This is a genomic window from Kitasatospora sp. NPDC088134 (assembly GCF_044741705.1).
Classification (GTDB): Bacteria; Actinomycetota; Actinomycetes; order Streptomycetales; family Streptomycetaceae; genus Kitasatospora.
Window position 1 is genome coordinate 34,685 of record NZ_JBIUTD010000001.1, and the last position, 25,106, is coordinate 59,790.

At 74.6% G+C, this 25,106-nt stretch carries 19 protein-coding genes; 11 read left to right on the forward strand and 8 right to left on the reverse strand.

The genetic code is table 11. From position 1 onward, the window contains the following. Positions 1-82: 82 nt before the first annotated feature. Positions 83-2,245 carry a glycoside hydrolase family 6 protein gene (locus tag ACIOHG_RS00115; RefSeq protein WP_400943332.1) on the reverse strand — a complete coding sequence of 721 codons (2,163 nt, stop codon included), beginning with the start codon at positions 2,243-2,245 and terminating at the stop codon, positions 83-85. A gap of 1,263 nt (positions 2,246-3,508) precedes the next feature. On the opposite strand from ACIOHG_RS00115, the gene ACIOHG_RS00120 reads away from it, so the two are divergent. Further along, on the forward strand, positions 3,509-4,738 hold the full coding sequence (locus ACIOHG_RS00120; RefSeq protein ID WP_400943335.1) for a winged helix DNA-binding domain-containing protein: 1,230 nt from the start codon (positions 3,509-3,511) through the stop codon (positions 4,736-4,738). A gap of 144 nt (positions 4,739-4,882) precedes the next feature. Here ACIOHG_RS00120 and ACIOHG_RS00125 read toward each other — a convergent pair whose 3' ends face one another. From ACIOHG_RS00125 to ACIOHG_RS00135, 3 genes are all read right to left on the reverse strand, one after another. Next, a complete protein-coding gene (locus ACIOHG_RS00125; protein WP_400943338.1) occupies positions 4,883-5,803 on the reverse strand; it encodes a hypothetical protein in 921 nt (306 codons plus the stop codon). Between the two features lie 339 nt (positions 5,804-6,142). Next, positions 6,143-7,150 (reverse strand): hypothetical protein, encoded by a 1,008-nt coding sequence (locus ACIOHG_RS00130; protein WP_400943341.1) that lies wholly within the window; start codon positions 7,148-7,150, stop codon positions 6,143-6,145. Between the two features lie 231 nt (positions 7,151-7,381). Beyond that, positions 7,382-8,146 carry a maleylpyruvate isomerase family mycothiol-dependent enzyme gene (locus ACIOHG_RS00135; protein WP_400943344.1) on the reverse strand — a complete coding sequence of 255 codons (765 nt, stop codon included), beginning with the start codon at positions 8,144-8,146 and terminating at the stop codon, positions 7,382-7,384. A 629-nt stretch (positions 8,147-8,775) separates the two neighbouring features. Between ACIOHG_RS00135 and ACIOHG_RS00140 the strand changes: the two genes are divergently transcribed. From ACIOHG_RS00140 to ACIOHG_RS00165, 6 genes are all read left to right on the forward strand, one after another. Then, a complete protein-coding gene (locus ACIOHG_RS00140; RefSeq protein WP_400943347.1) occupies positions 8,776-9,915 on the forward strand; it encodes an aminotransferase class I/II-fold pyridoxal phosphate-dependent enzyme in 1,140 nt (379 codons plus the stop codon). An 80-nt stretch (positions 9,916-9,995) separates the two neighbouring features. Continuing rightward, on the forward strand, positions 9,996-11,324 hold the full coding sequence (gene egtA / locus ACIOHG_RS00145; RefSeq protein WP_400943349.1) for an ergothioneine biosynthesis glutamate--cysteine ligase EgtA: 1,329 nt from the start codon (positions 9,996-9,998) through the stop codon (positions 11,322-11,324). Beyond that, positions 11,318-12,643 (forward strand): ergothioneine biosynthesis protein EgtB, encoded by a 1,326-nt coding sequence (egtB, locus tag ACIOHG_RS00150; protein WP_400943352.1) that lies wholly within the window; start codon positions 11,318-11,320, stop codon positions 12,641-12,643. Before egtA ends, egtB begins: the two co-directional genes overlap by 7 nt. After that, positions 12,643-13,509 carry an ergothioneine biosynthesis protein EgtC gene (gene egtC / locus ACIOHG_RS00155; protein WP_400943355.1) on the forward strand — a complete coding sequence of 289 codons (867 nt, stop codon included), beginning with the start codon at positions 12,643-12,645 and terminating at the stop codon, positions 13,507-13,509. The genes egtB and egtC overlap by 1 nt, the downstream gene beginning before the upstream one ends. Then, a complete protein-coding gene (gene egtD / locus ACIOHG_RS00160) occupies positions 13,506-14,501 on the forward strand; it encodes an L-histidine N(alpha)-methyltransferase (protein WP_400943358.1) in 996 nt (331 codons plus the stop codon). The genes egtC and egtD overlap by 4 nt, the downstream gene beginning before the upstream one ends. A gap of 74 nt (positions 14,502-14,575) precedes the next feature. After that, the gene (locus ACIOHG_RS00165) at positions 14,576-16,693 is read left to right on the forward strand and encodes a phosphotransferase (protein ID WP_400943361.1); all 2,118 of its coding nucleotides are present in this window, start codon (positions 14,576-14,578) and stop codon (positions 16,691-16,693) included. 7 nt (positions 16,694-16,700) lie between these two features. Here the strand turns inward: ACIOHG_RS00165 and ACIOHG_RS00170 are convergent, their stop codons facing one another. The 3 genes from ACIOHG_RS00170 to ACIOHG_RS00180 all read right to left on the reverse strand — a co-directional run bounded on the left by ACIOHG_RS00170 (position 16,701) and on the right by ACIOHG_RS00180 (position 18,993). Next, entirely contained in the window at positions 16,701-17,408 is a 708-nt protein-coding gene (locus ACIOHG_RS00170) for a hypothetical protein (protein WP_400943364.1), read from the reverse strand. A 101-nt stretch (positions 17,409-17,509) separates the two neighbouring features. Continuing rightward, positions 17,510-18,262 carry a hypothetical protein gene (locus ACIOHG_RS00175; protein ID WP_400943367.1) on the reverse strand — a complete coding sequence of 251 codons (753 nt, stop codon included), beginning with the start codon at positions 18,260-18,262 and terminating at the stop codon, positions 17,510-17,512. 86 nt (positions 18,263-18,348) lie between these two features. Then, a complete protein-coding gene (locus ACIOHG_RS00180) occupies positions 18,349-18,993 on the reverse strand; it encodes a TetR/AcrR family transcriptional regulator (RefSeq protein WP_400944805.1) in 645 nt (214 codons plus the stop codon). 206 nt (positions 18,994-19,199) lie between these two features. Between ACIOHG_RS00180 and ACIOHG_RS00185 the strand changes: the two genes are divergently transcribed. From ACIOHG_RS00185 to ACIOHG_RS00200, 4 genes are all read left to right on the forward strand, one after another. Then, a complete protein-coding gene (locus ACIOHG_RS00185) occupies positions 19,200-20,348 on the forward strand; it encodes an acyl-CoA dehydrogenase family protein (protein WP_400943370.1) in 1,149 nt (382 codons plus the stop codon). A 119-nt stretch (positions 20,349-20,467) separates the two neighbouring features. After that, entirely contained in the window at positions 20,468-21,655 is a 1,188-nt protein-coding gene (locus tag ACIOHG_RS00190) for a thiolase family protein (RefSeq protein ID WP_400943373.1), read from the forward strand. Between the two features lie 67 nt (positions 21,656-21,722). Then, positions 21,723-22,481 carry a 3-oxoacyl-ACP reductase FabG gene (gene fabG, locus ACIOHG_RS00195; RefSeq protein ID WP_400944807.1) on the forward strand — a complete coding sequence of 253 codons (759 nt, stop codon included), beginning with the start codon at positions 21,723-21,725 and terminating at the stop codon, positions 22,479-22,481. A gap of 60 nt (positions 22,482-22,541) precedes the next feature. Continuing rightward, positions 22,542-22,937, forward strand: coding sequence for a hypothetical protein (locus tag ACIOHG_RS00200; protein ID WP_400943376.1), 396 nt, complete (start codon positions 22,542-22,544; stop codon positions 22,935-22,937). Between the two features lie 72 nt (positions 22,938-23,009). Here ACIOHG_RS00200 and ACIOHG_RS00205 read toward each other — a convergent pair whose 3' ends face one another. Further along, positions 23,010-25,094 (reverse strand): hypothetical protein, encoded by a 2,085-nt coding sequence (locus tag ACIOHG_RS00205; protein WP_400943379.1) that lies wholly within the window; start codon positions 25,092-25,094, stop codon positions 23,010-23,012. Positions 25,095-25,106: the final 12 nt, after the last annotated feature.

The window sequence follows — 25,106 nt, forward strand, 5'->3', positions numbered from 1 at the left end:
GGCGCCTCCGGTGCCCGGCCGCCGTCGTCAGCCGGCGGCCGGGCGGGTCCGGGTCCGGCCGGACCCGTTTCCTCGGGTGCGGTCAGCTGGTGGCGGTGCAGGTCAGGGTCGGGACCGCGTTGCTGCCGGAGTAGCTGCCGCCGAAGCCGAAGCCGGTGGAGCCGTTGGCGGCCACCGCGCCGTTGTAGCCGGCGTTGTTGACGGTCACGGCCTGGCCGGACTGGCTCACGGTGCCGTTCCACAGGTTGGTGACCTGCTGGTTGCCCGCGAAGGTCCAGGTGACCTTCCAGGACTTGATCGCCGTGTTGCCGGCGGTCACGGTGACGTCGGCGTTGAAGCCGGCGCCCCAGTCGCTGCTGACCTTGTAGGTGGCGGTGCAGCCCGCGCCGCCGGTGCCGGTGCCCGCCTGGGTGGTGGCGACCAGCGCCGCCGAGGCAGCCGAGACGTTGCCCGCCGCGTCCCGCGCCTTCACCGTGTAGGAGTACGCGGTCGCGGCGCTCAGGCCGGTGTCGGTGAAGGTACGGCTCGACGTCGACCCGATCAGGGTGCTGCCGCGGTACACGTCGTAGCCGGTGACGCCGACGTTGTCGGTGGAGGCGTTCCAGGTCAGCGCGACGCTGCTGGAGGTGGTGGTCGCCGCCAGGCCGGTCGGGGCGGTCGGCGGGGTGGTGTCCGGGGTGGAACCGGAGGAGGTGGTGACGCTCAGCGCCACCGAGGCCGCCGAGACGTTGCCCGCCGCGTCCTTCGCCTTGACCGTGTAGGAGTACGCGGTCGCGGCGCTCAGGCCGGTGTCGGTGAACGAGGTGTTGTTGGTGGACCCGATCAGGGTGCCGCCGCGGTACACGTCGTAGCCGGACACCCCGACGTTGTCGGTGGACGCGGTCCAGGTCAGCGCGACGCTGCTGGAGGTGGCGGTCGCCGCCAGGCCGGTCGGGGCGGTCGGCGGGGTGGTGTCCGCGGTGCCGGTGCCGAGCGCCGGGTAGGCGTTCTTCACCAACTCCTGGAACTGGGCCGAGAACCAGTGGCCCGCGAGCGGGGCGTTCGGCAGGGCGCCCGACATGTTGTTGTTGTTGCGCGCGTTGCCCGTGTACGTCGGGTCGCACATCCCGTCGAAGCCCTTGCCCTCGTCGTTCGGGACGGCCGAGCTGGCGCCGTCCGACTCACCCGGGGGCTTCACCCACACGTACGCGGCGATGCCGTCCTCGGGGGCCGCCTTCGGACGCTCGCCGAGGCCTGCGCCGGACTGGTTGCACCAGTTGCCGGTCTGGAAGCGGCGGTCGATCCGGCCGCCGTCGACGTACGCGTCCACGGTGGTCTTCGGGCCCGGACCGGCCGGACGGTTCGCGCCGCCCCAGCCGTTGCGCGAGGTGTCGATGATCATGCCGATGTTCGAGTTGAACCCGGACGCGACCGCCTTGGTCCGCCACGCCTTGGCGAAGGACGCCTCGTCGACGTAGTTGTTCCAGTCGACCCACTTGCTCTGGCGGACGGTGGTGCCGTTCACCGTGTCGGTGACGCTGAAGTTCGGCTCGTGCAGCGCACCGTAGTTGGCGGTGTTGACGACGAAGCCCTGCACGTTGTTGAGCGTCGAACCGGACGCCGTGGCGGCCTGCTTGATGACGTCGATGGCCGGCTGCAGGTTGGAGTCCCAGCCGAGCCAGCCGTGGTGGCCGGCGTCCACGTAGTTGTAGACGTTGGGGATCGCGCCGAGCTTGGACAGCGCGTACCCCACGCCGTTGATGTAGTTGCCGTTGGCCTTCATGGTTTCGCAGTTCGGCGTCGAGGTATTCGTGCCGCCCGCGTTGGTGACCAGGTTCGGCAGCGAGTCCAGTTCGACGGTGGTGACGATCCGCAGGTTCGCGTAGGCCGGGTCGGCCAGGATCGCGGCGATCGGGTCGATGAACTCGCTCTTGTAGCGCGGCAGGTCGGTGGGGCCGAGCTCGCCGTTCGAGGCCAGGGCGGCGCAGTCCCGGCCCGGCAGGTCGTAGATGACGACCTGGAACACGTACGGCTTGCCCGCGGCCTGCTGCACCGCGGCGTCCAGGTGGGCCCGCAGGCCCATGCCGCCGTTGGCGCCGTTGATCGCGGCGATCCGGTCCAGCCAGACGAAAGTGGGCTGGTTGGAGACGGCCGAGCCGCCGGGCTCGGCGGCGGCGTGCGCCGACCACTCGGGGTTCACGTAGACACCGGCGCCGACGAAGGGGTTGTCGACCCGGGTCGCGGCGTGGGCAGCGGTTGTCGTCATGGCAAGGGGGATCACGGTCGCGGCGCTGAGCACCGCGGCCGCAGCAGCCGTCCGAAGACGGCGCGTCAGGTTGGCCGACACAGTGACGGGAGTCCTTTCGGGTGGGGGACGGACTCACGGAAGACGCTCCCAACTGATGGGAGCGCTCCCATATTTGGCCCGGACTGAGCTGAACTCTGCTCGGGGACAACCGATATGAAGCCATGACCTCGAACTCCCGTCAAGAAGTTCGACAGAACCCGTGGGAGCGCTCCCGCTCAAGCCCCTGGACGCAACCCGCGCGGGGGCGGGCCCGAGCAGGGGGCCTGCGACGCGACACCGGGGGTTCGGCCGAACTCCGCGCGGGCGAAGGCGAGTTCGGCCGGGCGCCGAGGCGGGGCCGGGAGCCTTCGCCGGGGCTCCGACCGGGCTCTGTAGCGGCTCTTCGGCACAGCTCAGGGGCGGCTCCGGGGCAGCTCCGACAGGGCCCGGGTACCACCGCCGACACCGTGCGGACCGGCCGTGCGGCTCCGGCCCAGCCACAGCAGGCCCGGACGGGGCCCTGCCCAGTTCAAGCAGGGCCTTCGGCGCAGCTCAAGCACGGTCTTCGGCACAGCTCGGGCGGGCAGCCGGGCAGCCGGGGCAGCCCGGCAGGGCCTCGGCGGGGCTGCGGCGGGCTCGGGTGGGGCCCTATGCGACTCCGACAAGGCCCGGGCACAGCCCAGGTGGCTTTCGGCACAACTCAGGCGGGCCGCCGAACAGCTCCGGCGACGCTCTGGCAGGGCCGTGGCGGGCTCGGGTGGAGCCCGATGCGGCCCTGGGGCGACCCTCGGCAGCCTCCAGCAGATCCGGCCGGCCCCGGGGGGGTAGCTTCCGCCGCAGCTCAGACGGGGTCCTGGCTCGGCCCCGGTGCCACCTCGGCATGCTCCCGGCCCGGCCGTCCGGTGGCCTCAAGGCGGCGCGGGAGCACTGCCCGGGGCGGGTCGGCGGCGGCTCCGCTCCACGGCGTGCCCTTCACTGCCCAGCCCCCACCCTCCCCCTATGGGCCATCAACTCTCTTCTCTTGCCGCCAAGTTGATGTTTCTGGGGGGCATCCCACCACCTGCCGGGGAACCCCACTGCCGACCGTCGCCGCACCCGCACCCGCGACCCTCCGAGTGACCACCCAGGCGGCCGAAACTTTCACGTTCGGTGGGGCGCGAGGGCGGGGCGGGCGGATGCGTGCCGATCCGGCGGCGGGGGGTCGCGGCGTGGCAGGCTGTCCCCCGGACCGAGGAGGAACAGATGGTTGCCCGTGCGAGGTTCGACGACGATCAGCGCCGTGCCAGGCTCGCGGTGCGGCACTGCCTGGCGCCTGGCGCGAGGGCCGACCGGGCGGAGCGGGCGGTGGACGCCCTGGTGGCGGTGCACGCCACCGATCCCGCGACGGTGTTCCTGGCGGTCTCGGCCCGGCTGGCCGTCCCGGGTGTCGCCGACACCGAGCGCGCGCTCTACCGGGACGGCACCGTGCTGCGCCGCCACGGCATGCGCAACACGCTGTTCGTGGTGCCCGCCGAGCTGGCGCCGGTCGTTCACGCCTCCACCACCGCGAAGCTCGCCGCCCGCGAACGCGCCCGCATGCTCAAGGACTTCGCCGCGAGCGGCCGGGACGCCGCCTGGACCGCCCGGATCGAGGCCGCCGTGCGCTCCGCCCTGGCCGACGCCGCTCCCGACGCCCTCGCCCCGGACGCGACAGCCGCCGCCCCGGACCCCGAGGCCGGCCTGACCGGCAGCCAACTGAGCGAGCTGGTCCCGGAGTTGCGCGAGGGGATCGACTACGGCGTCGGTACGTCCTACCAGGCCACTCAGCCGGTCGGGATGCGGCTGCTGCGCGTGCTCGGCATCGAGGGGAGCATGGTTCGCCGCCGTCCGGTGGGGAGTTGGACCAGCAGCCGGCACCGCTGGGTTCCCGGTCCGCCCGTGGCCGCCGCGCCCTCGGCCGCCGAACGGAACGGCGCCCAGGCCGAGTTGACCCGGAAGTGGCTGGCGGCGTACGGCCCGGCCACCGAGGCGGACCTGGTCTGGTGGACCGGCTGGGGCGTGCGCGAGGTCCGGGCTGCCCTCGCCGCGTGCGCCGCCGTCGAGGTCGAACTCGCCGACGGGAGTGCCGGGTTCGTCCTCCCGGACGATCTCGAACCGGTCGCCGCCCCGGCCCCGTGGGCGGCGCTGCTCCCGGCCCTCGACCCCACCGCCATGGGCTGGAAGCAGCGGGACTGGTACCTCTCCCCCGAGCACCACGCCGCCCTGGTCGACCGGACCGGCAACCTCGGCCCGACGGTCTGGTGGGACGGCCGGGTGATCGGCGGCTGGGCCCAACGCCCGGACGGCGACGTCGTGTTCGAACTTCTCACCGACCCCGGCGCAGCGGCCCGGAAGGCCGTCACCGCCGAGGCCGACGCCCTCCGCGACCTCCTCGCCGACACCCGGGTCACCCCGCGCTTCCGCACTCCGCTGGAGCGCCGCCTCACCTCCTGACCCGCCGCCCCGCCCCGCTCCTCCGGCTCTCGCAGCCTGCCCGGCCGCGATCCGCTTGCAGTGCACGGCTGTTGAGGAGGTCCGCCCCTGCGCGTACTTCTTCCGGAGCTGCAGGTCGGCGGGGATGTCAGGGTTGCGGGGGCGTCAGGACTTGGGGGTGGCGCTGTTCTTCGCCGTCTTGAGGAGGTCGACGAAGTCGATCGTTTCGGTCGCGCTCGGGGCGGTCGTGTTGACCGGGGTGCCGTAGTCGGAGTAGACCGCCGTCGAGGAGACCACGCCGGCCTTGGTCTCGAACTGCTCGATCTTCTTCGCCAGCAGGCCGTCTTCGCCGACCCAGACCTCGATGTGGTCGGTGGTGACTCCGCCGGCGCTGTACTGCTGTCGGAGCTCGTCGGCCTGCTCCGGGGTCAACCCGCGACTCGTCGCCTTGGCGAGGTCGTCGAGCGTGAGGTTCGCGGTGTACATCGTGGTCGGCTTCCCGTCGATGTCCTCGGTTCCGGCCTTGGCGGCCTTGCCGGAGGCGATCAGGGCCCGCACCGAGGCGACCGGATCGGCGCCCTGGATCTGCTTCTTCACGCTGTCACCGGACGCGCCCATCGTCTTCGTCAGGTTCGCGTAGTCGTACTTGACCCAGTGGGCGCCGCCGAGTTGGGCGGTCAGCGCCTTGCCCATGTCGATGTACATCGCGTCGTGCAGGTAACGGATGGTCAGGGTGCCGTCGCCGCCGGCCGCGATGAGCTGCTGGGAGAACGCGCCGCCCATGTCACCGGTCAGCTCGCCCTGCATGCCGTGCTCCCAGGAGAGCGCGCCCTTCATGCTGATGTTCGTCTTCCCGAGCATCATCCAGGTCTGCACCTTCGCGGACTTGGCCGCTCCGGTCTTCTCCCCCACCTGGGCGAGCAGCGCGGCCGGCGCCAGCTCGACGGGGGACGTGCCGCCCTTCGCCGTGCCGGAGGCCGTCGGGGCGGCGTCGCCGTCGACGTGCTTGGTGCCGCAGCCCGTCACGGTCAGCGCGAGCACGACGGCGGTGGCGGCGAGGAACGCCCGCCCGGTCCTGATCATCATGTCTTCGTTCTCCCCCTGCTCGCCTGCCCCGGCCCGACCGCGATGTCCGTCACCGCCCGCCGCACGACCGAGGGCCCCTGTCCGTGCCGATGGCCACCGCCCGGGAACGCTTTCCGCCCCGGGTCGCTTCGCACACGGCGTGGCGAACTGTATCCGACCGGCACGACAACCGTGACAGGAGTTTCCGGCGTCCACCGACCTGCGAACCTCCGGCCCGAACGGGGCAGCCGAACCGCGCATGCCCCGGGCCACAGCCACAGCCGGGGCCGGGGCCGGGGCCGGGCCAGTAAACGTTTCAGCTGCCCGCGTGTCCCCACTCCCGCTGCCCGCCCTCGGGTGTCAGGCAGTGGGCGATGCTCCCCGTTCGGCGCGCAGTGCGTGTCGGCGCAGCCGCCGGTAGGCCGTGCTTCGGCGGATGCTGGTCAGGGAGCGCAGGTAGTCCCAAGGGGCTTCGTCGGCATAGCCGTTGAGGGCGTGGAAGTGCGGGGCGGCCAGGTCGTGCCGGCCGGCGAGGCCGAAGGTTGCCGCGAAGAGGCCGTGGGCTTCGAGGAACCGGTATCCCCCTCGGAAGTCGGGGTGCAGGACGGATGCCCGTGCGGCGTCGACGAGTTCGTCGACGGTCTCGGGGCGGTGCAGGTGTGCGGGGTCCTTCTTGCCTCCGACGTTGAGCCACCGCTCGATGTGCGCCTGGGCCAGGAGGGCCGGGTCGAGGGCGCCTGCCGGTGCGGCGGCGCGGCACTGCCGGGCGAAGGCGAAGGCGGCGTTCCACGAGCCGCCCCACTTGGGCAGGAGTTGCTGGAGCAGTTGCGACTGGGCCTCGTAGTCGTGGGGGTCCTGCTCGGCGAGGCAGTCGTAGCGGGCCCTGGTCCGGGTGAGGCCGAGGCCGAGTCCCCGGGAGGTGATCAGCGACAGTCGGCGGGCGTCGGTGTTGTCCGGTACCCGGGTGAGCACCTCGGAGATGAGTTTGTCGGCCACGGTGAGGCGGCGGCGGAAGACGACGGCCTGTTCGGCGGAGACGTACTTGGCCCGACCGTTGCCCCGGGCCTCCCAGGCGAGGCGGACGTAGCGGTGGGCCTGCAGGACCAGTGGCAGCGTTTCGCCGGGACGGTCGGCCGCGACCTGCTGGAGGAACGCCCCGGTCTCCGGGGTCCGGGGCAGGACGGCCATGGCGGTGCTGCGGTCGGCCGGGTCCGTCAGCGCGGCGAAGAAGGCCGCCGTCTCCTCCCAGCGCCGCTGCTCGGCGGAGTCCCGCAGCGCCGCCAGGTCGGGGAAGGCCTTGAGCAGGTCGAACTCGGGTATCCGCGCGGGTGGTTCGGTGGGTGGCTGCGGGTGCGGCGTGATCAACATGCGGGAGAGCCTAATGAGGCGGTCCGACCGACATCTCGTGCGCTCCGCCCCGCCGGCTCCGCCCCTCATCGGCCCGTAGCACTTGCGCCGATGCCCGACCGAGCCGCCCGCAGCCTCGCCGTTCCTCATTCCACCGGAATCGACGACCGGTCAGGGCAACGGTCCGAAGCCGCCTCGCCCGGGGCAGCTTCATACCTGCGCAAGCTCCGGGCCTCGTTCCGAGACGGTCGGTCAGCCCCAGTCCTGCAGTTGCTGGATCAGGCCCGCGTCGCCCTCGATCCGCAGCGAGTCGGCCGGGATGCGCATGTACATGAGCAGGGCCATCTCGCTCGCCGTGCCGTGGACGGCGGTGGTGGGCTTGTTCTCGGCGGCCTCCGCCGCGGTGAGGCGGACGTAGCGGGAACCTGCGGCGTCCACCGTCTGGCGCCAGATGCCGGCCCCGGTGACGTGGTAGTCGATGGTGGCGGGTTCGCCCGGCCACGGGGACGTGCCGGTGCAGACGGTGGCGAGGAACTCGTCGACGGCGTCGAGCGCCTCGGCCGGCGGCAGGTCCTGCGGGGCGCCGGAGGCCAACTGGGCGTCGTAGGTGTGGATCAGCGTCTCCGGGACGCGGCGGCGGGCCACGGTGGCCACCGTGTGCGACGAGGCCAGCGGCTCCCACCAGGCCCAGCAGCCCCGGTCCGGGCCGGCCTCGCGCAGGGCGGCGAGCAGCTGCTCCGTCGAGTCGGCCAGCCAGGCCACGAGCGCCTCGCGCTCCCTGGGTGCCGCCCGCCCGTCCTTGCTCGGCCGCTCGTCGCCCGGCGCGGTGTTCAGCACGATGTGGGCCCAGAAGCGGTCCCCCTCGCTGAGGTGGTTCGCCAGGTCGTACAGCGTCCAGCCCGGGCAGGACGGGACGTCGGCGTCGAGGCTGGGGGCTTCGGCGACGGCGGCGCGGAACGCGGCGGAACGCTCGTCGAGCATCCGCAGCAGGACGGGGAAGTGAAGGTGCTCAGTCACGCAGACCTTCTACCACCCGGCCCGGAACCCCCGCACTCGATTAAAACCGACCGGCGGCAGCGGCCCACGGCACCACCGGGTCCGCCACCGGGTCGCGGAAGAGCCTGCCGGGACGACGCCGCGCCGGTCCACCGGCGCGTGGACCGCCCAGGCCCTGGCCGCGTTCATCGGGCCGCGGGTGCCGGAGGCGAGGGACGAGCACGCCGCGCGCACCGCCGGGCAGTCGGCGGCGCCCGTTCCTCGGGGGCGGGGTGAGGCTCTCCCGATCAGGTGGGCCCCGGCGGTGCGGCTGCGGTCGGCGACGGTGCGGGCGGTGTCCGGGGCGAGGGCGAGGACGCGGGCGCCGGGGATCGGCACGGTGCCGTCGCTGCGGGCGGCGGGTGCGGTGGGTTCAGTCCGCGCCGCGCCGGACCGGTGGCCGGAACACCCCGGTCGCCGCATCGCCGTATCGCCGCCCCTCACGCTCCGCGCCCGTCGGGGCCGGCGCCCTCCCTTCGGCGGGGGTCTCGATCTAGCGTGGGTGGCGTCGGCGGCGTCGGCGGAGGAGGGAGTGCGCGGTGGTGGACGGGTTCTCGCGGGCGGCGACGGGGAGTGCCAAGTGGGCGCGGGCGGGGGCGGGGAGCATCGCCATGGGGGTCGCGGACATGGATCTGCCGGGGCCGCCGGCGGTGGGGGCGGCGCTGCGGGTGCGGGCGGGGCATCCGGCGTTCGGGTATCCGGTGGCGGAGGCCGCCGACCGGGCGCTGGTGGCGCGGTGGTACCGGTGGCGGCACGGGGTGGAGGTGGATCCGGCCTGGGTGATGCTGCTGCCGGTGGCGCCGGGGACGGCGGTGCGGCTGCTGCTGGAGGCGGTGCGCCCGCTGTCGGGCCCGGCGGTGTTCACCACTCCGGAGTGGGGCGGGTTCGCCCGGGTGTGCCGGGCGGCGGGGGTGGAGTTCCGGGAACTGCCGCTGCTGCCGGCCGGCGCACCGGCAGACGACGCCCCGAACCCCGCCGGGGGCACCCCGAGGAGCAGCACGCAGAGCAGCACACAGAGCAGCCCGGAGAACGGTGCGGAGAACGGTGCGGAAAGCGGTTTCCGGTTGCCCTTGGAGGAGATCGCGGCCTGCCGTCCGGGCCTGGTGCTGCTGAGCAGTCCGCACAATCCGACGGGGCTGCTGCGTTCGGCCGGGGAGATCCGGGCGCTGGCCCGGGCGGTGGCGCCGGGGCTGCTGGTGTCGGACGAGGTGCACGGGGACCTGCGGCATCCGGACGCGGGGGCGCCGCACCCGGTGGCGGTGACGGTGGCGGACGGGGCGGCGAACGTGGTGACGCTGAACTCGGTGGGCAAGACCTTCAACGTGTCGGGGTTGCCGAGCTGTTTCGCGCTGGTGCCGGATCCGGCGTTGCGGGAGCGGCTGGCGGCGGTGATGGCGGGGTTCGGGCTGTGGGAGGGCGGTCTGCTGGGGGCGGTGGCGCAGCGGGCGGCGCTGGCGGAGGGCGGGCCGTGGCTGGAGGGGTTGTTGGGGCACCTGGTGGCGGCGCGGGAGTTGGCGGTGGCGGCGCTGGGGTCGGCGGTGCTGGCGCGGCCGGAGGCTTCGTACCTGTTGTGGCTGGACGGTTCGGGGCTCGGGACCCGCGCGGAGCTGATCACGGAGCGTCAGGTCGAACTGGCGGACGGTTCGGATTTCGGACGGGCCGGTTCCGGGTGCCTTCGGCTGAATTTCGCCCTGCCGCTGGACCGGCTGCGCACCGCTCTCACCCGCTTGACCTGCGAGAAGAACACTTGAGCGGCATCGAGGTTTGCCCCGGAGCAGACTGAGCAGGAACAACCGGGCCCGAGTCGCGTACCGAGGGATGGTGAAACCCGGTGACATCTGTACGTCCGCAGCAGGCCGCCGAAGAGGCGGAGTCGGCACGGAGCGTGAGCCGTACGGCGGAGTTGACCGAGGCTTCGGCCGAGCGTCAGCTGGGCGCCATCTGCTTCAAGATCGGTCCGCCCGCCCTGGTGGGTGTGGAGGCGGAGTGGTTCGTCCACGACACCCGATGTCCGGGCGCACCGGTGGACCCCGCCCGGGTGGCGGCCGCGTTGGCGGTGCTGCCCGAGGCGGCCGACGGACCGGTGCTGCCGGCCGGTTCGCGGCTGACGCGTGAACCGGGCGGGCAGGTCGAGCTCAGCTCCCCGCCCGCCGCCGATCCCGCCGCGTGCGCGGCGGGGCTGAGCGCCGACCAGGCGGTGCTGCGGGCGGCGCTGGCCGCCGAGGGGCTGCGGTTGACCGGCAGCGGCACCGATCCGCTGGACCGCGAGCGCCTGATGCAGGCGAACCATCCGCGCTACCGGGCGATGGAACGTTACTTCGGTCGGGGCGGCCCGTGGGGCCGGATCATGATGACGGGCACCGCCTCGGTGCAGGTCTGCGTGGACGCCGGGACCGAGGACTCCTTCGCCCGGCGCTGGGCGCTGGTGCACCGGCTGGGGCCGGTGCTGGTCGCCGCGTTCGCCAACTCCCCGCTGCTGGAGGGGCGTCCGACCGGCTGGAAGTCGACCCGGCAGCTGGTGTGGTCCCGGATGGACCCGTCCCGCACGCTCGCCCCGGCGCTGTCGGGCGATCCGCGCGAGTCCTGGGCCCGGTACGTGCTGGACGCCGAGGTGCTGTGCGTGCGCCGCCCGGAGGGGCTGCCGTGGGACGCCCCGGCGGGGCTGACCTTCCGGGAGTGGCTGCGCGGCGGGGGCGAGCGGCCCGCGACCCTCGCCGACCTGGACTACCACCGCACCACGCTGTTCCCGCCGGTGCGGCCGCACGGCTACCTGGAGCTGCGGATGATCGACGCGCAGCCCGGTGAGGGCTGGCGGGTGCCGCTGGCCCTGGTGACGGCGCTGCTGGACGACCCGGTGGCGGCCGGGCGGGCCGCGGAGGCGGTGGAGCGGCTGGGCCACGCGGGCAGCCGGGCCCCGCGGTCGGGGCTGTGGCGGCGCGCCGCGGCCCTCGGCATGGCCGACCCGGACCTGCGCCGCGCCGCCCTGGACTGTTTCGCCGCCGCCGAGGGCGTGCTGTCGCGCACCGGCAGCCCGCTCCGTGCGGCCCTGACCGAGTTCGCCGCCCGTTACCCGGCACGGGGCCGCTGCCCCGCCGACGACCAGCTGGCCGCCTTGCGCACCGGCACCGGCCCCGCCCTGCAGGAGGACGTACCGTGCTGAACGCCGACCGGACCGACCCCGCGCTGCTGCGCGACCTGATCGCGGCCGAGCTGATCGCCGCCCGGGAGCGCACCGCCGGTCTCACCGAGGCCGTGGACGACGCCGAACTCGTCGCCCAGCATTCGCCGTTGATGTCGCCGCTGGTGTGGGACCTGGCGCACATCGGCAACCAGGAGGAGCTGTGGCTGCTGCGCAACGTCGGCGGCCGCGATCCGATGCGCCCGGAGATCGACCCGCTGTACGACGCCTTCGAGCACCCGCGGGCGGAGCGGCCCCGGCTGCCGCTGCTGCCGCCCGCCGAGGCCAGGGCCTACGCGCACGAGGTGCGGGGGCGGGTGCTGGACCTGCTGTCGACCTCCCCGCTGGAGGGCGCGCCGCTGCTGGAGGCGGGGTTCGCGTTCGGGATGGTGGCGCAGCACGAGCAGCAGCACGACGAGACGATGCTGATCACCCATCAGCTGCGGCAGGGCCCGGCGGTGCTGGACGCGCCGCCGCCGCCCGCGGCCGCCGGGGGCCCGCTGCCGGCCGAAGTGCTGGTCCCGGCGGGGCCGTTCACGATGGGGACGGACACCGAGCCGTGGGCACTGGACAACGAGCGGCCCGCGCACCGGGTCGAGCTGCCGGCGTTCTGGCTGGACACGGTGCCGGTCTCTAACGGCGCCTACCAGCAGTTCATCGCGGACGGCGGCTACGGGGACCGGCGCTGGTGGACGCCGGAGGGCTGGGCGCACCGGATGGACGCGGACCTGTCGGCGCCGCTGTTCTGGTTCCGGGAGGGCGGGCAGTGGCTGCGCCGGCGCTTCGGGCACGTGGAGCCGGTGCCGGCGAACGAGCCGGTGGTGCACGTGAGTTGGTACGAGGCGGACGCGTACGCCCGGTGGGCGGGGCGGCGGCTGCCGACCGAGGCGGAGTGGGAGAAGGCGGCCCGGCACGATCCGGCGGCGGAGCGCTCCCGGCGGTTCCCGTGGGGTGACGGGGCCCCGGGCCCGGAGCACGCCAACCTGGGCCAGCGGCACCTGCGCCCGGCTCCGGTAGGAGCCTATCCGGAGGGCGAAGCTCCTTGCGGTGCGCGGCAGTTGATCGGTGACGTGTGGGAGTGGACGGCGAGCGACTTCGCGCCGTACCCGGGGTTCTCGGCCTGGCCGTACAAGGAGTACTCGGAGGTGTTCTTCGGCCCGGAGTACAAGGTGCTGCGCGGCGGGTCGTTCGCGGTCGCGCCGGTGGCCTGCCGGGGGACGTTCCGGAACTGGGACTATCCGGTGCGGCGGCAGATCTTCTCCGGTTTCCGTACCGCCCGGGATGCCGAGGTGCGGGCCTGATGTGCCGTCACTTCGCTTATCTGGGGCGGCCGGTGGCGATCCGGTCGGTGCTGCTCGATCCGCCGTTCGGGCTGCTGCGGCAGTCCTGGGCGCCCCGGCTGCAGCGCCACGGGACGGTCAACGCGGACGGCTACGGGGTGGGTTGGTACGCGGAGGGCGACGAGCGGCCGGCCCGGTACCGGCGCGAAGGGCCGATCTGGGCGGACGGCGATCTCGCCGACCTGGCCCGGGTAGTGCGCTCCTCGGCGGTGCTGGGGGCGGTCCGTTCGGCGACGGCGGGCTGTGCGGCGGGCGCGCAGGCGGCGGCGCCGTTCGCCGCCGGGCGCTGGCTGTTCAGCCACAACGGGGCGCTGCCGGGCTGGCCGCGGGCGTTCGCGCCGCTGGCCGGGCTGCTACCGCCGGACGAGTTGCTGGAGTTGGAGGCGCGGACCGATTCGGCGCTCCTGTGGGCGGTGGTGCTGAACCGGCTGCGGGCCGGGGCGAAACCCGGCGAGGCGCTGGCGGAAGTCTGCCTGGCCGCCGCCGAGTTGGGTGACGCCCGGCTCAACCTGCTGCTCACCGATGGCACTTCGGTCGCCGCGACGGCCTGGGGCGACACCCTGTTCCAGCGCCGGGACGCGGACGGCTCGGTGCTGGTGGCGTCCGAACCCTTCGACGACGGGCCCGGCTGGTCCGAAGTCCCCGACCGCACCCTGCTGGTGGCCGACGCGGCCGGCAGCTCCCTGACCCCGTTGACCCCGCAGAGCCCGTTGACCCCGCAGAGCCCGTTGACCCCGCAGAGCCCGTTGACCCCGCAGAGCCCGTTGACCCCGCAGAGCCCGCGGGCCGCGACCGGCCCGCGCACCCGAGAGGACGTTCCGCGATGACCGGATACCGGCTGACCCGCCTGCTGCCCGAGGGCCACCTGGCGCGGGCGCTGCGCGCGGACGTGCGCGCGGGCCTGACCGCGCGGCCGAAGCGGCTGCCCCCGAAGTGGTTCTACGACGCCCGCGGTTCGGAGCTGTTCGAGGAGATCACCCGGCTGCCCGAGTACTACCCGACCCGGGCTGAGCGGGAGATCCTGACCGACCGGGCGGCGGAGATCGCGGCGGCGACGGGGGCCCGGACGCTGGTGGAGCTGGGGTCGGGCTCCTCGGAGAAGACCCGGCTGCTGCTGGACGCGCTGCGGGCCGCGGGCACCCTGGAGCGGTACGTGCCGGTGGACGTCAGCGAGAGCGCGCTGGAGTCGGCGGCGAAGGCGCTGATCGCGGAGTACCCGGGGCTGGAGGTGTCCGCGGTGCTGTCCGACTTCACCACCAGCCTGGGCCTACCGGAGGGCGGCGGGCCCAGGCTGGTGGTGTTCCTGGGCGGCACGCTGGGGAACCTGCTGCCGGCCGAGCGGGCCCTCTTCCTGTCCGGGCTGCGGGCCCAACTGCTGCCGGGCGACGCCCTGTTGCTGGGCACCGACCTGGTGAAGGACCCGGCGGTGCTGGTCGCGGCGTACGACGACGCGGCCGGGGTGACGGCGGCCTTCAACCGGAACCTGCTGGCGGTGCTGAACCGGGAGCTGGACGCCGACTTCGACCCGGAGCAGTTCGAGCACGTGGCGCTCTGGGACGCCGAGCGGGAGTGGATCGAGATGCGGCTGCGCTCGCGGCGGGACCAGACGGTGAAGGTCGCTGAGCTGGGCCTGCCGGTGCACTTCGAGGCCGGGGAGGAGCTGTACACCGAGGTGTCGGCGAAGTTCCGGCGCGAGCGGGTGGAGCGGGAGCTGTTCGCGGCGGGCCTGCGGCTGACGGACTGGTGGACGGACGCGGCGGGCCGGTTCGGGCTGTCGCTGTCGCGGCCGGCCGAGGACGTCGTGGACCGGACGGCCTGAGCCCGGTCGTGGCCCGGGGCGCACGCAGGCGTAATTCGCTGGCGTGCGCCCCGGGCGGTCCGGAGAATGCCCGGGTGCAGAACACTGAGCAGCGGACGGCGACCGTCCTGGTCGAATGGCAGGGAGAACTCCTCGGCGCGGTGGGGCCGTTCGCGGCCTCCTCCCCGTACTGGGCGCAGGTCGGGGAGATCGGCCGGGCGGCCTCGGCGGCGGCGGGGGTGCCGCTGGCAGTGCTGCGGCTGCTGTCGGTGGACGGCGGGGAGGGCGGCGCGAACGGCGCGGTGACGTACCTGGCGGTGGCGCTGGAGCGGCCGACGGGCGAGCTGGAGCCGGTCGGGGCGGACCCGCGGGCCGGGCATCCGCTGCGGCTGCCGTGGGCGTCGGCGGCGGGCCTGCGCGCGGAGTGGGCCTGGGCGGACGGCGTGCTGGCGTCGCTCGGGCGGGAGCGCAGCGGCCCGGTGGAGCAGGTCCGGAGCTGGAACCTGTCGGCGCTGTCGCGGTTCCCGACCGGGTCGGGTGCGGCCTGGCTGAAGAGCACGCCGCCGTTCGCGGTGGCGGAGGCGGCGGTGATCGCCCGGGTGGCGAAGGCCGACCCGGGGCTGGTGCCGCCGGTGCTCGCGGCGGACGGGCGGCGGATGCTGCTGGCCGAGGTGCCGGGCGTGGACTGCTGGGGCGTGCCGGAGGACGGCATGCTGGAGATCCTGGACCGCTGGTCGGCCGTGCAGGCGGCGCTGGCCGCGGACGGCCCCGGCGAGTTGGCGGACCGTTCGCCGGCCGTCCTGGCGGAGCGCTTCCCGGCCCTGCTGGAGCGGCTGCGGCCGGAGTTGGCCGAGGAGGAGTACGCGGCGGCCCTCGACCTGGCCGGGCGGCTGCCCGCACTGGCGGCCGAACTCGCCGACTGCGGGCTGCCGTTGACGCTGGTACACGGCGACTTCCACCCCGGCAACTGGCGCTTCGGCGACGGCCGCGGCACCGTCCTGGACTTCTCCGACGCGATGTGGGGCCACCCCGCCGTCGACGGCCTGCGGCCCGCGCCGTACCTGTCGCCGGAGCGCTGGGCGCAGGTCCGGGCCCGCTGGTGCGCCGGCTGGCGGGAGCTGGCCCCGGGCAGCGACCCGGAGCGGTCCCTGGAGCTGGCCGCCCCGCTGATGCACGTCCACTTCGCGCTGCGCTACCAGGAGTTCCTGGACGGCATCGAGCCGTCCGAGCAGCCGTACCACGCGGGCGACCCGGCGGCGGAGGTGCGGCGGGCGTTGCGGGCCCTGGGGACGGCGCTGTTCCCCCGGAGCGGGTCGGAGCCGCTGGGCGCGGCCCGTGAGCTGTACCAGGCGCTGATGCGGACGGGGGACGAGAGCGTGGCACCGCTGTTGGACGTCTGGGCGGAACAGGCCCTGCCCGGGTATCCGGCCCGGCTGGCCGCAGCGTCCGGGTTCCGCTCGTTCACCGAACTGCCCGCGGACGAGCAGAGCTGGTTGGAGGGCGAACTGTACGCGCTCGGCCGGGTCGCAGGTGTACTGACCTTGGACTTCCAGCCGCCGTACGGTGACGGTCCGGTACGGGACGGCGTGCGGCTGGAGCGGGAGCAGTTCACGGCATTCTTCGCCCGGCTGGGGATGACGGAGGTCGGTGCGGCGGGCGGGTTCGACCCGTTCCTGCACGAGATCGCCGAGCTGGTGCCCGCCGAGGACGCGGACGCGCCGATCGAGCTGCTGGACGTGCTGTGGCCGGGCCTGCTGTACGGCGAGCTGCTGTTCGTCCGCGCGGGCGTGCGGGTCCGGGCCGGGGCGCGGGTCGCGGAGCCGGGCTGGGCGGACGGCTCTCCGATGTACTGGGCGCACCGCCGACGCGCTCGGCGGCCCGTGGACGGGTCGGACGGCTGGGGCTCCAACTCGCAGTGGGGCAACAACCACCGGATGGACTTCCGGACCGCCGACGGCGACCTGCTGAACGTCCTGCGCCACCCCGACCGGCTGTCGGACCACTGCGTCGAGCAGGACGGGCTGACCCCGGCGGAGGCCGAGGAGTTCCTGCGGCACCGCTGCCTGCTGCGCCGCCCGGTCGGGCGGCCCGCGCTGGTGGCGGACTCGCAGCACGCGGCGGACCTGTTCCCGTTCAACTGGTCGCTGCCGGAGCCCGCGGAGTGCCGGCCCGACTGTCGGGGGCACGGAGAGACCGTGTGGCACATGGCCTGACCCACGGTCAGGCGCTGCGGGCGGCCGCCCCTTCGGAGGAGGGGCGGCGCCAGCGGGCCTGGTGGAAGATCGGGTCGACGGCGACGACGCAGAGGGCGTGCATGGGGTCGTCGGTGCGCCGGGGGTCGAAGAAGCCGACCAGGTCGTCGAGGCAGGACTCGCCGCGGCGGTGGATCTCGCGGTCGGTGGCCACGGTGTCGCCGGCCCGGGTGAGCAGGTCGCCCAGTTGGAAGAGGAGTTCGGGGCGGGCGGTCAGGACGGCCGTCCCGGCGTGTTCGGTGAACCGGGCGGGGTGCCGCAGGGAGAGGCGGTGCACGGCGTCGGAGCAGTGGTCGGGGCGGGGTGCCGGGGCGGTCACGGTGAGCGGGGTGCCGGTGCGGCGCATCCGGCGACGCAGGGCGGGCCAGTCGGAGGGGCGCAGGCCGGTGTCGGTGCGGGCGATCAGCAGCGGCACGGCCGGGGTCTCGACGTGGCCGTGGACCAGTGGCGGGGCGTCCGGCGGGGCGGGGACGTGGACGGCGCTGTGCGGGCCGGTCGCGGCGATCCGGAACAGTGCGCCGAGGCGCAGCAGGTCGGCGCGGGGTGCGCGGAGGAACCCGACCCACTGGTCGGGCGGGTGGAGGTGGGTGTTGCGGAGCAGGGGGCCGCTGCTGAGCACCCGGTCGAGCCGGTGCCCGGTGTCGCCGACCCGGTGACTGGTCAGTCGCAGTCGCATCCGTTGCCCGTCGCTCTCCCCCATCCGCCCAGTACAGCACGGGCGGTGGCGGCCGCGAACCGAATTCTCCGGCGGCCGGGCCGGACCGGGCGGACGGCGGGTCAGCAGTCGCGCCAGCGGTCGACGACGGCCTCGGCGACCTCGAAGCCGGTGCCGCAGTCGGCGCAGTCGGCGGCGCCGAAGACGTAGGTGAGCTTGCGGGCCAGGTCGGGGTGGCCGTCGGCGGTGGTGCGGGTGTGCAGGCGCCGTGCCAGGCCGGTGAGTTCGGCGGGGTCGCGGGGGCGGAGCGGGTGCCGCGGGGCGGTGTCGCGGTTCATGTAGAAGCCGTCGGTGGTGGTGAAGTGGCCGTGCTCGCCGAAGACCACGTAGTTGTCGGTCTCGCAGGCGGGGCAGGCCACTTCGTACTCCTCCTCCTGGAGGGCGTCGAGCTGTTCGCCCCAGACCTCGACGCCCTCCAGGTGGAGCAGGGTGCCGAGGAGGGAGGCGTAGTTGCCGGGGTCGGCGGCGAGGCCGGGGTCGTGCAGGGACTCCTCGGTGAGGGCGTGCAGTTCGGCGATCTCGGCGGCGTGGGAGCGGTGCGGGTCCGCGGTGTCGTCGGGGCGGTCGGTGCTGCCGATAACGGAGCCGGCCAGGAACAGCGGCATCCGGCGCTCGGTGGGCGGCCAGCGGCGGGCGGCGGCGGTGAGGGCGGGGAGCGCGGCGTAGCTGGCGGTGTAGACGCTTCCCTGGTGGTAGAGCCTGGACCACAGTTCGCCCCAGGTGTCGTCCGCCGGGTCGGGCGTCATGGCGGCGAGCAGGGCGGGAACGTCCTCGGCGGTGCCGTAGGCGTGGTGGAGCCGGGACCAGTCTGTCATGCCGCCGATCCAAGCAGAGCGCGCGGACAGTGCCGCGCCGGGGCCCGCGGACGGCGCCGGGAACGGGGGCGGGGACGGGAACGGGGTCAGGCCGGGTCGGCGGGGCGGAGGCGGCGGTGGCGGAGGTCGAGGCCGTCGAGGAGGGCTTCGAGGCCGGTCTCGAAGGCGCCTTCGTCGATGGTGCGGCGGTGTTCGGCGAGGCGGTGGGCCTCGCCGAGGTGGGGGTAGTCGGCGGCGTAGAGGGCGGCGTCCTCGGGGAAGCCGGCGGCGAACGAGCCGAGGGCGGAGCCGGTGACGAAGTAGCGCATCAGGGCGCCGATCCGGGTGGCCTGGCCGCGCGGCCAGCCGGCGTCGACCAGGCAGCCGAAGACGGCGTCGGCGAGGCGCAGGGCGTTGGGGCGGCGGCCGGGGCCCTGGGCGAGGACGGGGACGACGTGCGGGTGGGCGGCGAGCGCGGCGCGGTAGGAGCGGGCCCAGTCGCGCAGGGCGGTCCGCCAGTCCTGCGGCGCGTCGAACATGGTGAGGTCGACCTCGCCCATCACACTGTCGACGACGGCGTCGAGGAGTTCGTCCTTGGTGGCGAAGTGGTTGTAGAGCGAGGGTCCGCTGACGGAGAGTTCGGCGGCCAGGCGGCGGGTGGAGAGCGCGGGCAGCCCTTCGGCGTCGACCAGGGCGAGGGCGGCGGCGACGATGCGGTCCCGGCTGAGCAGGGGTGTGCGCGGTCGGGCGATCTCCGCCTCCTCGGGTGCCGGGGCCGACTGGGTGTCGGGCCATTGTCGCAGGTGCCCTGCTGCCGCACGGGCCCGTCCGCCGCAGAGGCCCGTCCGTCGCGGGTGCCCCTTTCGCGGCGGGCCGGGGCGGGCTACAGTCACCGTAAAACTTGCAGCGCTAGTTTATCGGGCGCTGCGGCCGGATCGAGTGGTCGGGGTGTGGCCGGATGGACCTGGAGCTGACCGAGGAGCAGGCCGCGGTGCGGGCGCTGGCGGCGGAGTTCACCGATCGGGAGATCGCGCCGTTCGCCGCCGCCTGGGACCGGGCCGAGTCGATCGACCTGGGCGTCGTGAAGAAGCTCGGCGACCTGGGCTTCCTCGGGCTGACGGTGCCGGAGGAGTACGGCGGCAGCGGCGGCGACCACCTGGCGTACTGCCTGGTGCTGGAGGAGCTGGGGCGCGGCGACTCCTCGGTGCGCGGCGTGGTGTCGGTGTCACTGGGCCTGGTCGCCAAGTCGATCAACGCGTTCGGGACGGAGGAGCAGAAGCGGCACTGGCTGCCGCGGCTGTGCTCGGGCGAGGCGCTGGCCTGTTTCGCGCTGACCGAGCCCGGGACGGGGTCGGACGCGGCGAACCTGACCACCCGGGCCGAGCGGGACGGCGGCGACTGGCTGATCTCCGGCGCGAAGATGTTCATCACCAACGGGACGTGGGCCGAGGTGGCGCTGGTGTTCGCGCGCACCGGCGAGCCCGGACACCGGGGGGTAAGCGCTTTCCTGGTGCCCACCGACGCGCCCGGTTTCGGCCGCACCCTGATCCACGGCAAGCTGGGCCTGCGCGGGCAGGCCACCGCCGAACTCTCCCTCGACCGGGTCCGGGTGCCGGACTCGGCGCGGCTCGGCGAGGTCGGCAAGGGCTTCACGGTGGCGATGGCGGCGCTCGCCAAGGGCCGGATGTCGGTCGCGGCGGGCTGCGTCGGCATCGCGCAGGCCAGTCTGGACGCGGCGGTGCGCTACGCCGGGGAGCGCGAGCAGTTCGGCAAACCGATCGCCCACCACCAGCTGGTGCAGGAGCTGCTCGCCGACATCGCGGTGGACGTCGACGCGGCCCGCCTGCTGACCTGGCGGGTCGCCGACCTGATCGACCGCCGCCTGCCGTTCGCCACCGAGTCCTCGGTCGCCAAGCTGTTCGCCTCCGAGGCGGCGGTGCGCTCCGCCAACAACGCGCTCCAGGTGTTCGGCGGGTACGGCTTCATCGACGAGTACCCGGTCGGCAAGTACCTGCGCGACGCCCGGGTGATGACCCTGTACGAGGGCACCAGCCAGATCCACAAGCTGCTCATCGGGCGCTCCCTGACCGGGATCAACGCCTTCTGAGCCGTTCGCCCCGGCGTCCCGTCGCACACCCGGCGGGGCGTCGGCCCGCGCACACCGGCGCGGACCCGTGCGACCCGCGCGAACCCGTGCGGAACCATCGAGAACAGGAGCCCGCAGAAGTGCTTCCGGTCTTCATCGCCGCCGCCCGCCGCACCCCGATCGGGCGGCTGCGCGGCGCGCTGTCCGCCGTCCGCCCCGACGACCTGTCGGCGGCCGCGCTGCGCGGCCTGCTCGACCAGGTCCCGGCGCTCGACCCGGCCCGGATCGACGACGTGTACTGGGGCGCCGCCAACCAGGCCGGCGAGGACAACCGCAACGTGGCCCGGATGGCGGCGCTGCTCGCCGGGCTGCCCGACACGGTGCCCGGCGCCACCGTCAACCGGCTCTGCGCGTCCGGCATGGAGGCCGTCACCTCGGCCGCCCGGGCGATCGGCTCCGGCGAGGCGGACGTGGTGGTGGCCGGCGGCTGCGAGTCGATGAGCCGCGCCCCGTTCGTGCTGCCCCGGCCCGACGAGGCGCTGCCGCACCGGATGGAGACCTTCGACACCCGGCTGGGCTGGCGGCTCACCAACCCCCGGATGAAGGACCTGCACGGGGTGCTGTCGATGGGCGAGACCGCCGAGGAGGTCGCCGCCCGGTACGGCATCGGGCGCGAGGACCAGGACGCGTTCGCGCTACGCAGTCACCGACTGGCCGCCGCGGCACGGGAGTCGGGGCACTTCGACGCCGAACTGCTGCCGGTGGTGCGGCCGGACGGGACGGTGGTCGAGCGCGACGAGTCGATCCGCCCCGACACCACCGCCGAGAAGCTGGCCGCCCTGAAGCCGGTGTTCCGGAGCGGCGGCACCGTCACCGCGGGCAACGCCTCGCCGATGAACGACGGCGCGGCCGCGCTGCTGCTGGTCAGCGAACGGGCGCTGGCCGAGCTGGAGTTGGAGCCGCTGGGCCGGTACGTGGCGGGCGCCTCGGCGGGCGTGCACCCGGACGTGATGGGCATCGGCCCCGTCCCGGCGACCCGGCGGGTGCTGGAGCGCTCCGGCTGGAAGCTCCAGGATATCGCCACCGCCGAGTTCAACGAGGCGTTCGCGGCCCAGGCACTGGCCTCGGTACGGGAGTTGGGCATCGACCCGGAGCTGGTGAACCCGTCCGGCGGGGCGATCGCGCTCGGCCACCCGCTGGGCTGCTCCGGGGCCCGCATCCTGACCACCCTGCTGCACCGGATGCACCGCACCGGCGCCCGCCGGGGCCTGGCCACCATGTGCGTCGGCGTCGGGCAGGGCTCGGCCGTGCTGGTCGAGCGGGAATGAACTTCCCTAGCAGGGCAATGACATGACGGATCATCAGGAAACCATGGAACAGCGGCGGGAGACGGCAGTGGGCAGGTTCGACGGCAAGGTGGCCGTGGTGACGGGCGGCGCGCAGGGCATCGGCGCGGCCACCGCGCGCAGGCTGGCCGAGGAGGGCGCGGCGGTGGCCGTGGTCGACCTCTCGACGGAGCGCGCCGAGGGCACGGTGAAGGAGATCCTGGCGGCGGGCGGCGCCGCGCGGGCATTCGGCTGCGACGTCGCCGACTACGACGCGGTGGAGGCCGTGTTCGCCGCCGTGGTCGAGGAGTTGGGCGGGGTGCACATCCTGGTGAACAACGCCGGGATCACCCGCGACAACCTGTTCTTCAAGATGCCCAAGCAGGACTGGGACGCGGTGCTGACGGTCAACCTGACCAGCGCCTACAACTGCGCGCACGTGGCGCAGAAGTACTTCGTCGCGCAGAAGTACGGCAAGATCGTCTCGCTGAGCTCGCGCTCGGCGCTCGGCAACCGCGGACAGGCCAACTACGCGGCGGCGAAGGCCGGCATCCAGGGCCTGACCGCCACCCTGGCGATCGAGCTCGGCCCGTTCAACGTCAACGTGAACGCCGTCGCCCCCGGCTACATCGCCACCTCGATGACCGCGGCGACGGCCGAGCGGGTCGGCGCCACCCCCGAGGAGCACCAGGCCGAGGTGGCCGGCCGCACCCCGCTGCGCCGGGTCGGCCGCCCCGAGGAGATCGCCTCCGTGGTGGCATTCCTGGTCAGCGAGGACGCCTCGTACGTCAGCGGGCAGACGCTGTACGTCAACGGCGGCGCCCGCTAGGGCGGGTAGCGTTCCACACCGGGTGCGGCGGGCGCCGCCGCACCCGGACGGGAGCGCGGAGTGAGTGAAGCGACGGGCGAACGCTGGGAGTTCGCGGACGGGCCGGGAAGTGGGGCGGACGGTTCGGTAGCCGGCCTGGTGGCGGGGCTGCGCGGGCGGATCGGCGGCGGGCGGCTGGAGAACTGGCTGCACAGCTCACTGGGGCGGCAGTTGGCGGTGGTGTCGAACGGCGAGCGGGCGATGGTGCTGCTGCTCTCCGGTCCCGGCGACCCGGGCGAGCACGCCGTGACCCCCGGCGCGGACGGCTGCAGCGACGGCTTCGTGCTCGCCAACGGCCAGGCCGACACGTACCCGGACGCGGACACCGTCCCGCTGGAGCGGGCCCTGCACCTGGTCGCCCACCTGCTGACCACCGGCGCCCCTCCCCCGGACGCCCCCTGGTCGATCGACCGCTGAGCGCCGCCGGGCCCGAACTCCGTTCGACGGGAAGGACGTTCGGACAGCACTGGCCCGAGGGGAGCCCCGGGCTCAGCCCGGCTGCTCCGACTTGGCCTTGGCTTCGGCGAGTTGGCGCAGGTGGCGTTCGGCGGCGCGGAGCTTGCGGTTGTCCGGTCCGGGCAGGTGGGCGCGGAGTTCGATGATGTCGGGGGCGATCCGGATCGCCTCGGCCGGGTCCTTGACGGCGCGCCAGCAGGCTTCGGCGTTGGTCGCGGCGCGCTGGGTCTCCAGGTCCTCGGGGCCGTCGGTCTGCAGCAGGGCGACGGCGACCTGCCGGTACAACTCGGCGGCCAGCGACGGCAGTCCGGCGACCCGCGAGACGTGCGCGCGGACCTGCCGGACCTGCAGCACCACGGGTGCGAGGGCGCCGTACACGCCGACGGCCTTCTGCTCCAGGGCGAGGGCCAGCGAGGCGGCGTGCTCGTGCTGCCCGGCCTCGGCGCTGCGGACGATCTCGCCGATCGCCTCCAGGTAGTCGGTGGGCGGCGTGCGGTCCGCGGCGTCGGCGGCGGGCGCCGGGTCGGACCGCTTGGCGAGCGGGACGAGCGGGGTGGCGGCGGGCGCGTCCTTGCCGAGGCGGACGGCCGGTTCGGGCCCGGAAGGTGCGGCGGGCGCGGCAGGTGCGGCGGGTTCGGCGGCCGGGCCGGGCAGCGGGACGGTCGCCGCCAGCGGGTCGGCCCCGGCTCCGGGGGACGTGGCGGGCGCGTCCGTGCCCTTGGCCAGTTCGACCAGGGGCTGCGGCGCGGCGGCAGCGTCGGGCGCGTCCTTGCCGAGGCGGACGGCCGGTTCGGACGTGGCGTCCGGGGCCGGCTTGCCGAGGTCGACCAGGGGCAGCTCGGCGGGGACCATCGGCTCGCCCTTGACCAGCGAGACGATCATGCGGGGGCGCGGCGGGGTGGCGGGCACGCCGGGCTTGCGCAGCGAGACCAGGCCGCGCGGCGTCCAGCGGGGGGCGAGCCGGGGCCGGGCGGCGGGCTCGGGGCCGCCGAGGCCGAGGTTGAGGCCGGCGCCGAAGGTCCCGCCGGGCGGCGGGAGGACGGACCGTCCGGCCGGGGCGCCGGGCGGCGGGGCGGCGTTCGGGTCGCCAGGGCCGATCTGGCGGGCGGTGTTGCGGAAGTACGGCCGGTCGGCGGGATGCGCGGTGATCACCACGGTGTCGGCGCGCAGCACCGAGTGGACCTGCTGGCGGATCAGCTCGGGGGTGAGCGTCGGCTCGGCGCCGGGGCGGCCCCGGTGCAGGGTCTCGATCAACGCCCGGGTGAAGGTGCCGAGTTGGTCGGGGTCGTGGTTGACGGTGGCCCAGAGCGGGACGCCGTCGGCGAGCTGCTTGCCCGCGGTGGCCGCGAGTTGCGGCCAGAGCACCGGGTCGGCGCTGAGGTCGCCGATCACCAGGGTGTCCAGTTCGGTGCCGCGGTGGCGCAGTTCGTTGGCGACGGCCGACCAGGGCAGGCTCTCGGAGGTCTTGTTCTCGCGCAGCGACAGGAACAGCTGCTCGCCGCGGCGGTCGGTGATCAGGTGGCCGCCGAGGTGGACCAGCAGCGGACCGGGGTGGCGGGCGGCGGCCCGCAGGTGGGCGAGGACGGTCTGCGGGTCGTTGGCGCCGGGCAGGTGGACGGCGTCGACCTGGTCGGCGGAGAGCAGGATCTGCGGGGCGACGCCCGCGAGCGCGGTGGAGAGCACGGGGGCGTGCGCGCTGCCGCCCCGGCCCCAGCGGCGGCCGCCGCCGTAGCCGCCCTCGATCACCAGGATGCGCCCGCGCAGGCCGTTGCCGATGCCGGGCGCGGCGGCCGCCGGGGCGACCGCCGGGGCCGGAGCGGCCATGGGGGCCAGGGGCGCGACCGGGGCCGGGGCGGTCGGCGCCTGGGCGAGGGGCGGCGCGGCGGGCAGCGGCGGGACGGGCGTGCCGCCGGCCGGGGTGGGCGTGGGCAGCGGGATGGTGAGCGTGCCGGTGAGCGGCGCGTCCGGGAGCGGCGGCAGCACCAGGTTGATCGAGGTGGCGAACGGGTCGCTGCCGGGCGGGAGTTCGACGGTCTTCTCCAACGGCGGCGGACCGGGGAGCTTGACCGTCTCCTCCGTGTCGGCCCCCGGCCGCCCGTCGCCGGCCGTCGATGCCACGTCAGCCACCGT

Excerpts from the sequence above, each read along its gene's own strand:
- ACIOHG_RS00125 (WP_400943338.1), bottom strand. The coding sequence starts at position 5,803 with ATGATGATCAGGACCGGGCGGGCGTTCCTCGCCGCCACCGCCGTCGTG.
- ACIOHG_RS00115 (WP_400943332.1), bottom strand. The coding sequence starts at position 2,245 with ATGACGACAACCGCTGCCCACGCCGCGACCCGGGTCGACAACCCCTTC.
- ACIOHG_RS00140 (WP_400943347.1), top strand. The coding sequence starts at position 8,776 with ATGGGGGTCGCGGACATGGATCTGCCGGGGCCGCCGGCGGTGGGGGCG.
- ACIOHG_RS00170 (WP_400943364.1), bottom strand. The coding sequence starts at position 17,408 with ATGCGACTGCGACTGACCAGTCACCGGGTCGGCGACACCGGGCACCGG.
- egtC (WP_400943355.1), top strand. The coding sequence starts at position 12,643 with ATGTGCCGTCACTTCGCTTATCTGGGGCGGCCGGTGGCGATCCGGTCG.
- ACIOHG_RS00185 (WP_400943370.1), top strand. The coding sequence starts at position 19,200 with ATGGACCTGGAGCTGACCGAGGAGCAGGCCGCGGTGCGGGCGCTGGCG.
- ACIOHG_RS00175 (WP_400943367.1), bottom strand. The coding sequence starts at position 18,262 with ATGACAGACTGGTCCCGGCTCCACCACGCCTACGGCACCGCCGAGGAC.
- ACIOHG_RS00120 (WP_400943335.1), top strand. The coding sequence starts at position 3,509 with ATGGTTGCCCGTGCGAGGTTCGACGACGATCAGCGCCGTGCCAGGCTC.
- ACIOHG_RS00130 (WP_400943341.1), bottom strand. The coding sequence starts at position 7,150 with ATGTTGATCACGCCGCACCCGCAGCCACCCACCGAACCACCCGCGCGG.
- egtD (WP_400943358.1), top strand. The coding sequence starts at position 13,506 with ATGACCGGATACCGGCTGACCCGCCTGCTGCCCGAGGGCCACCTGGCG.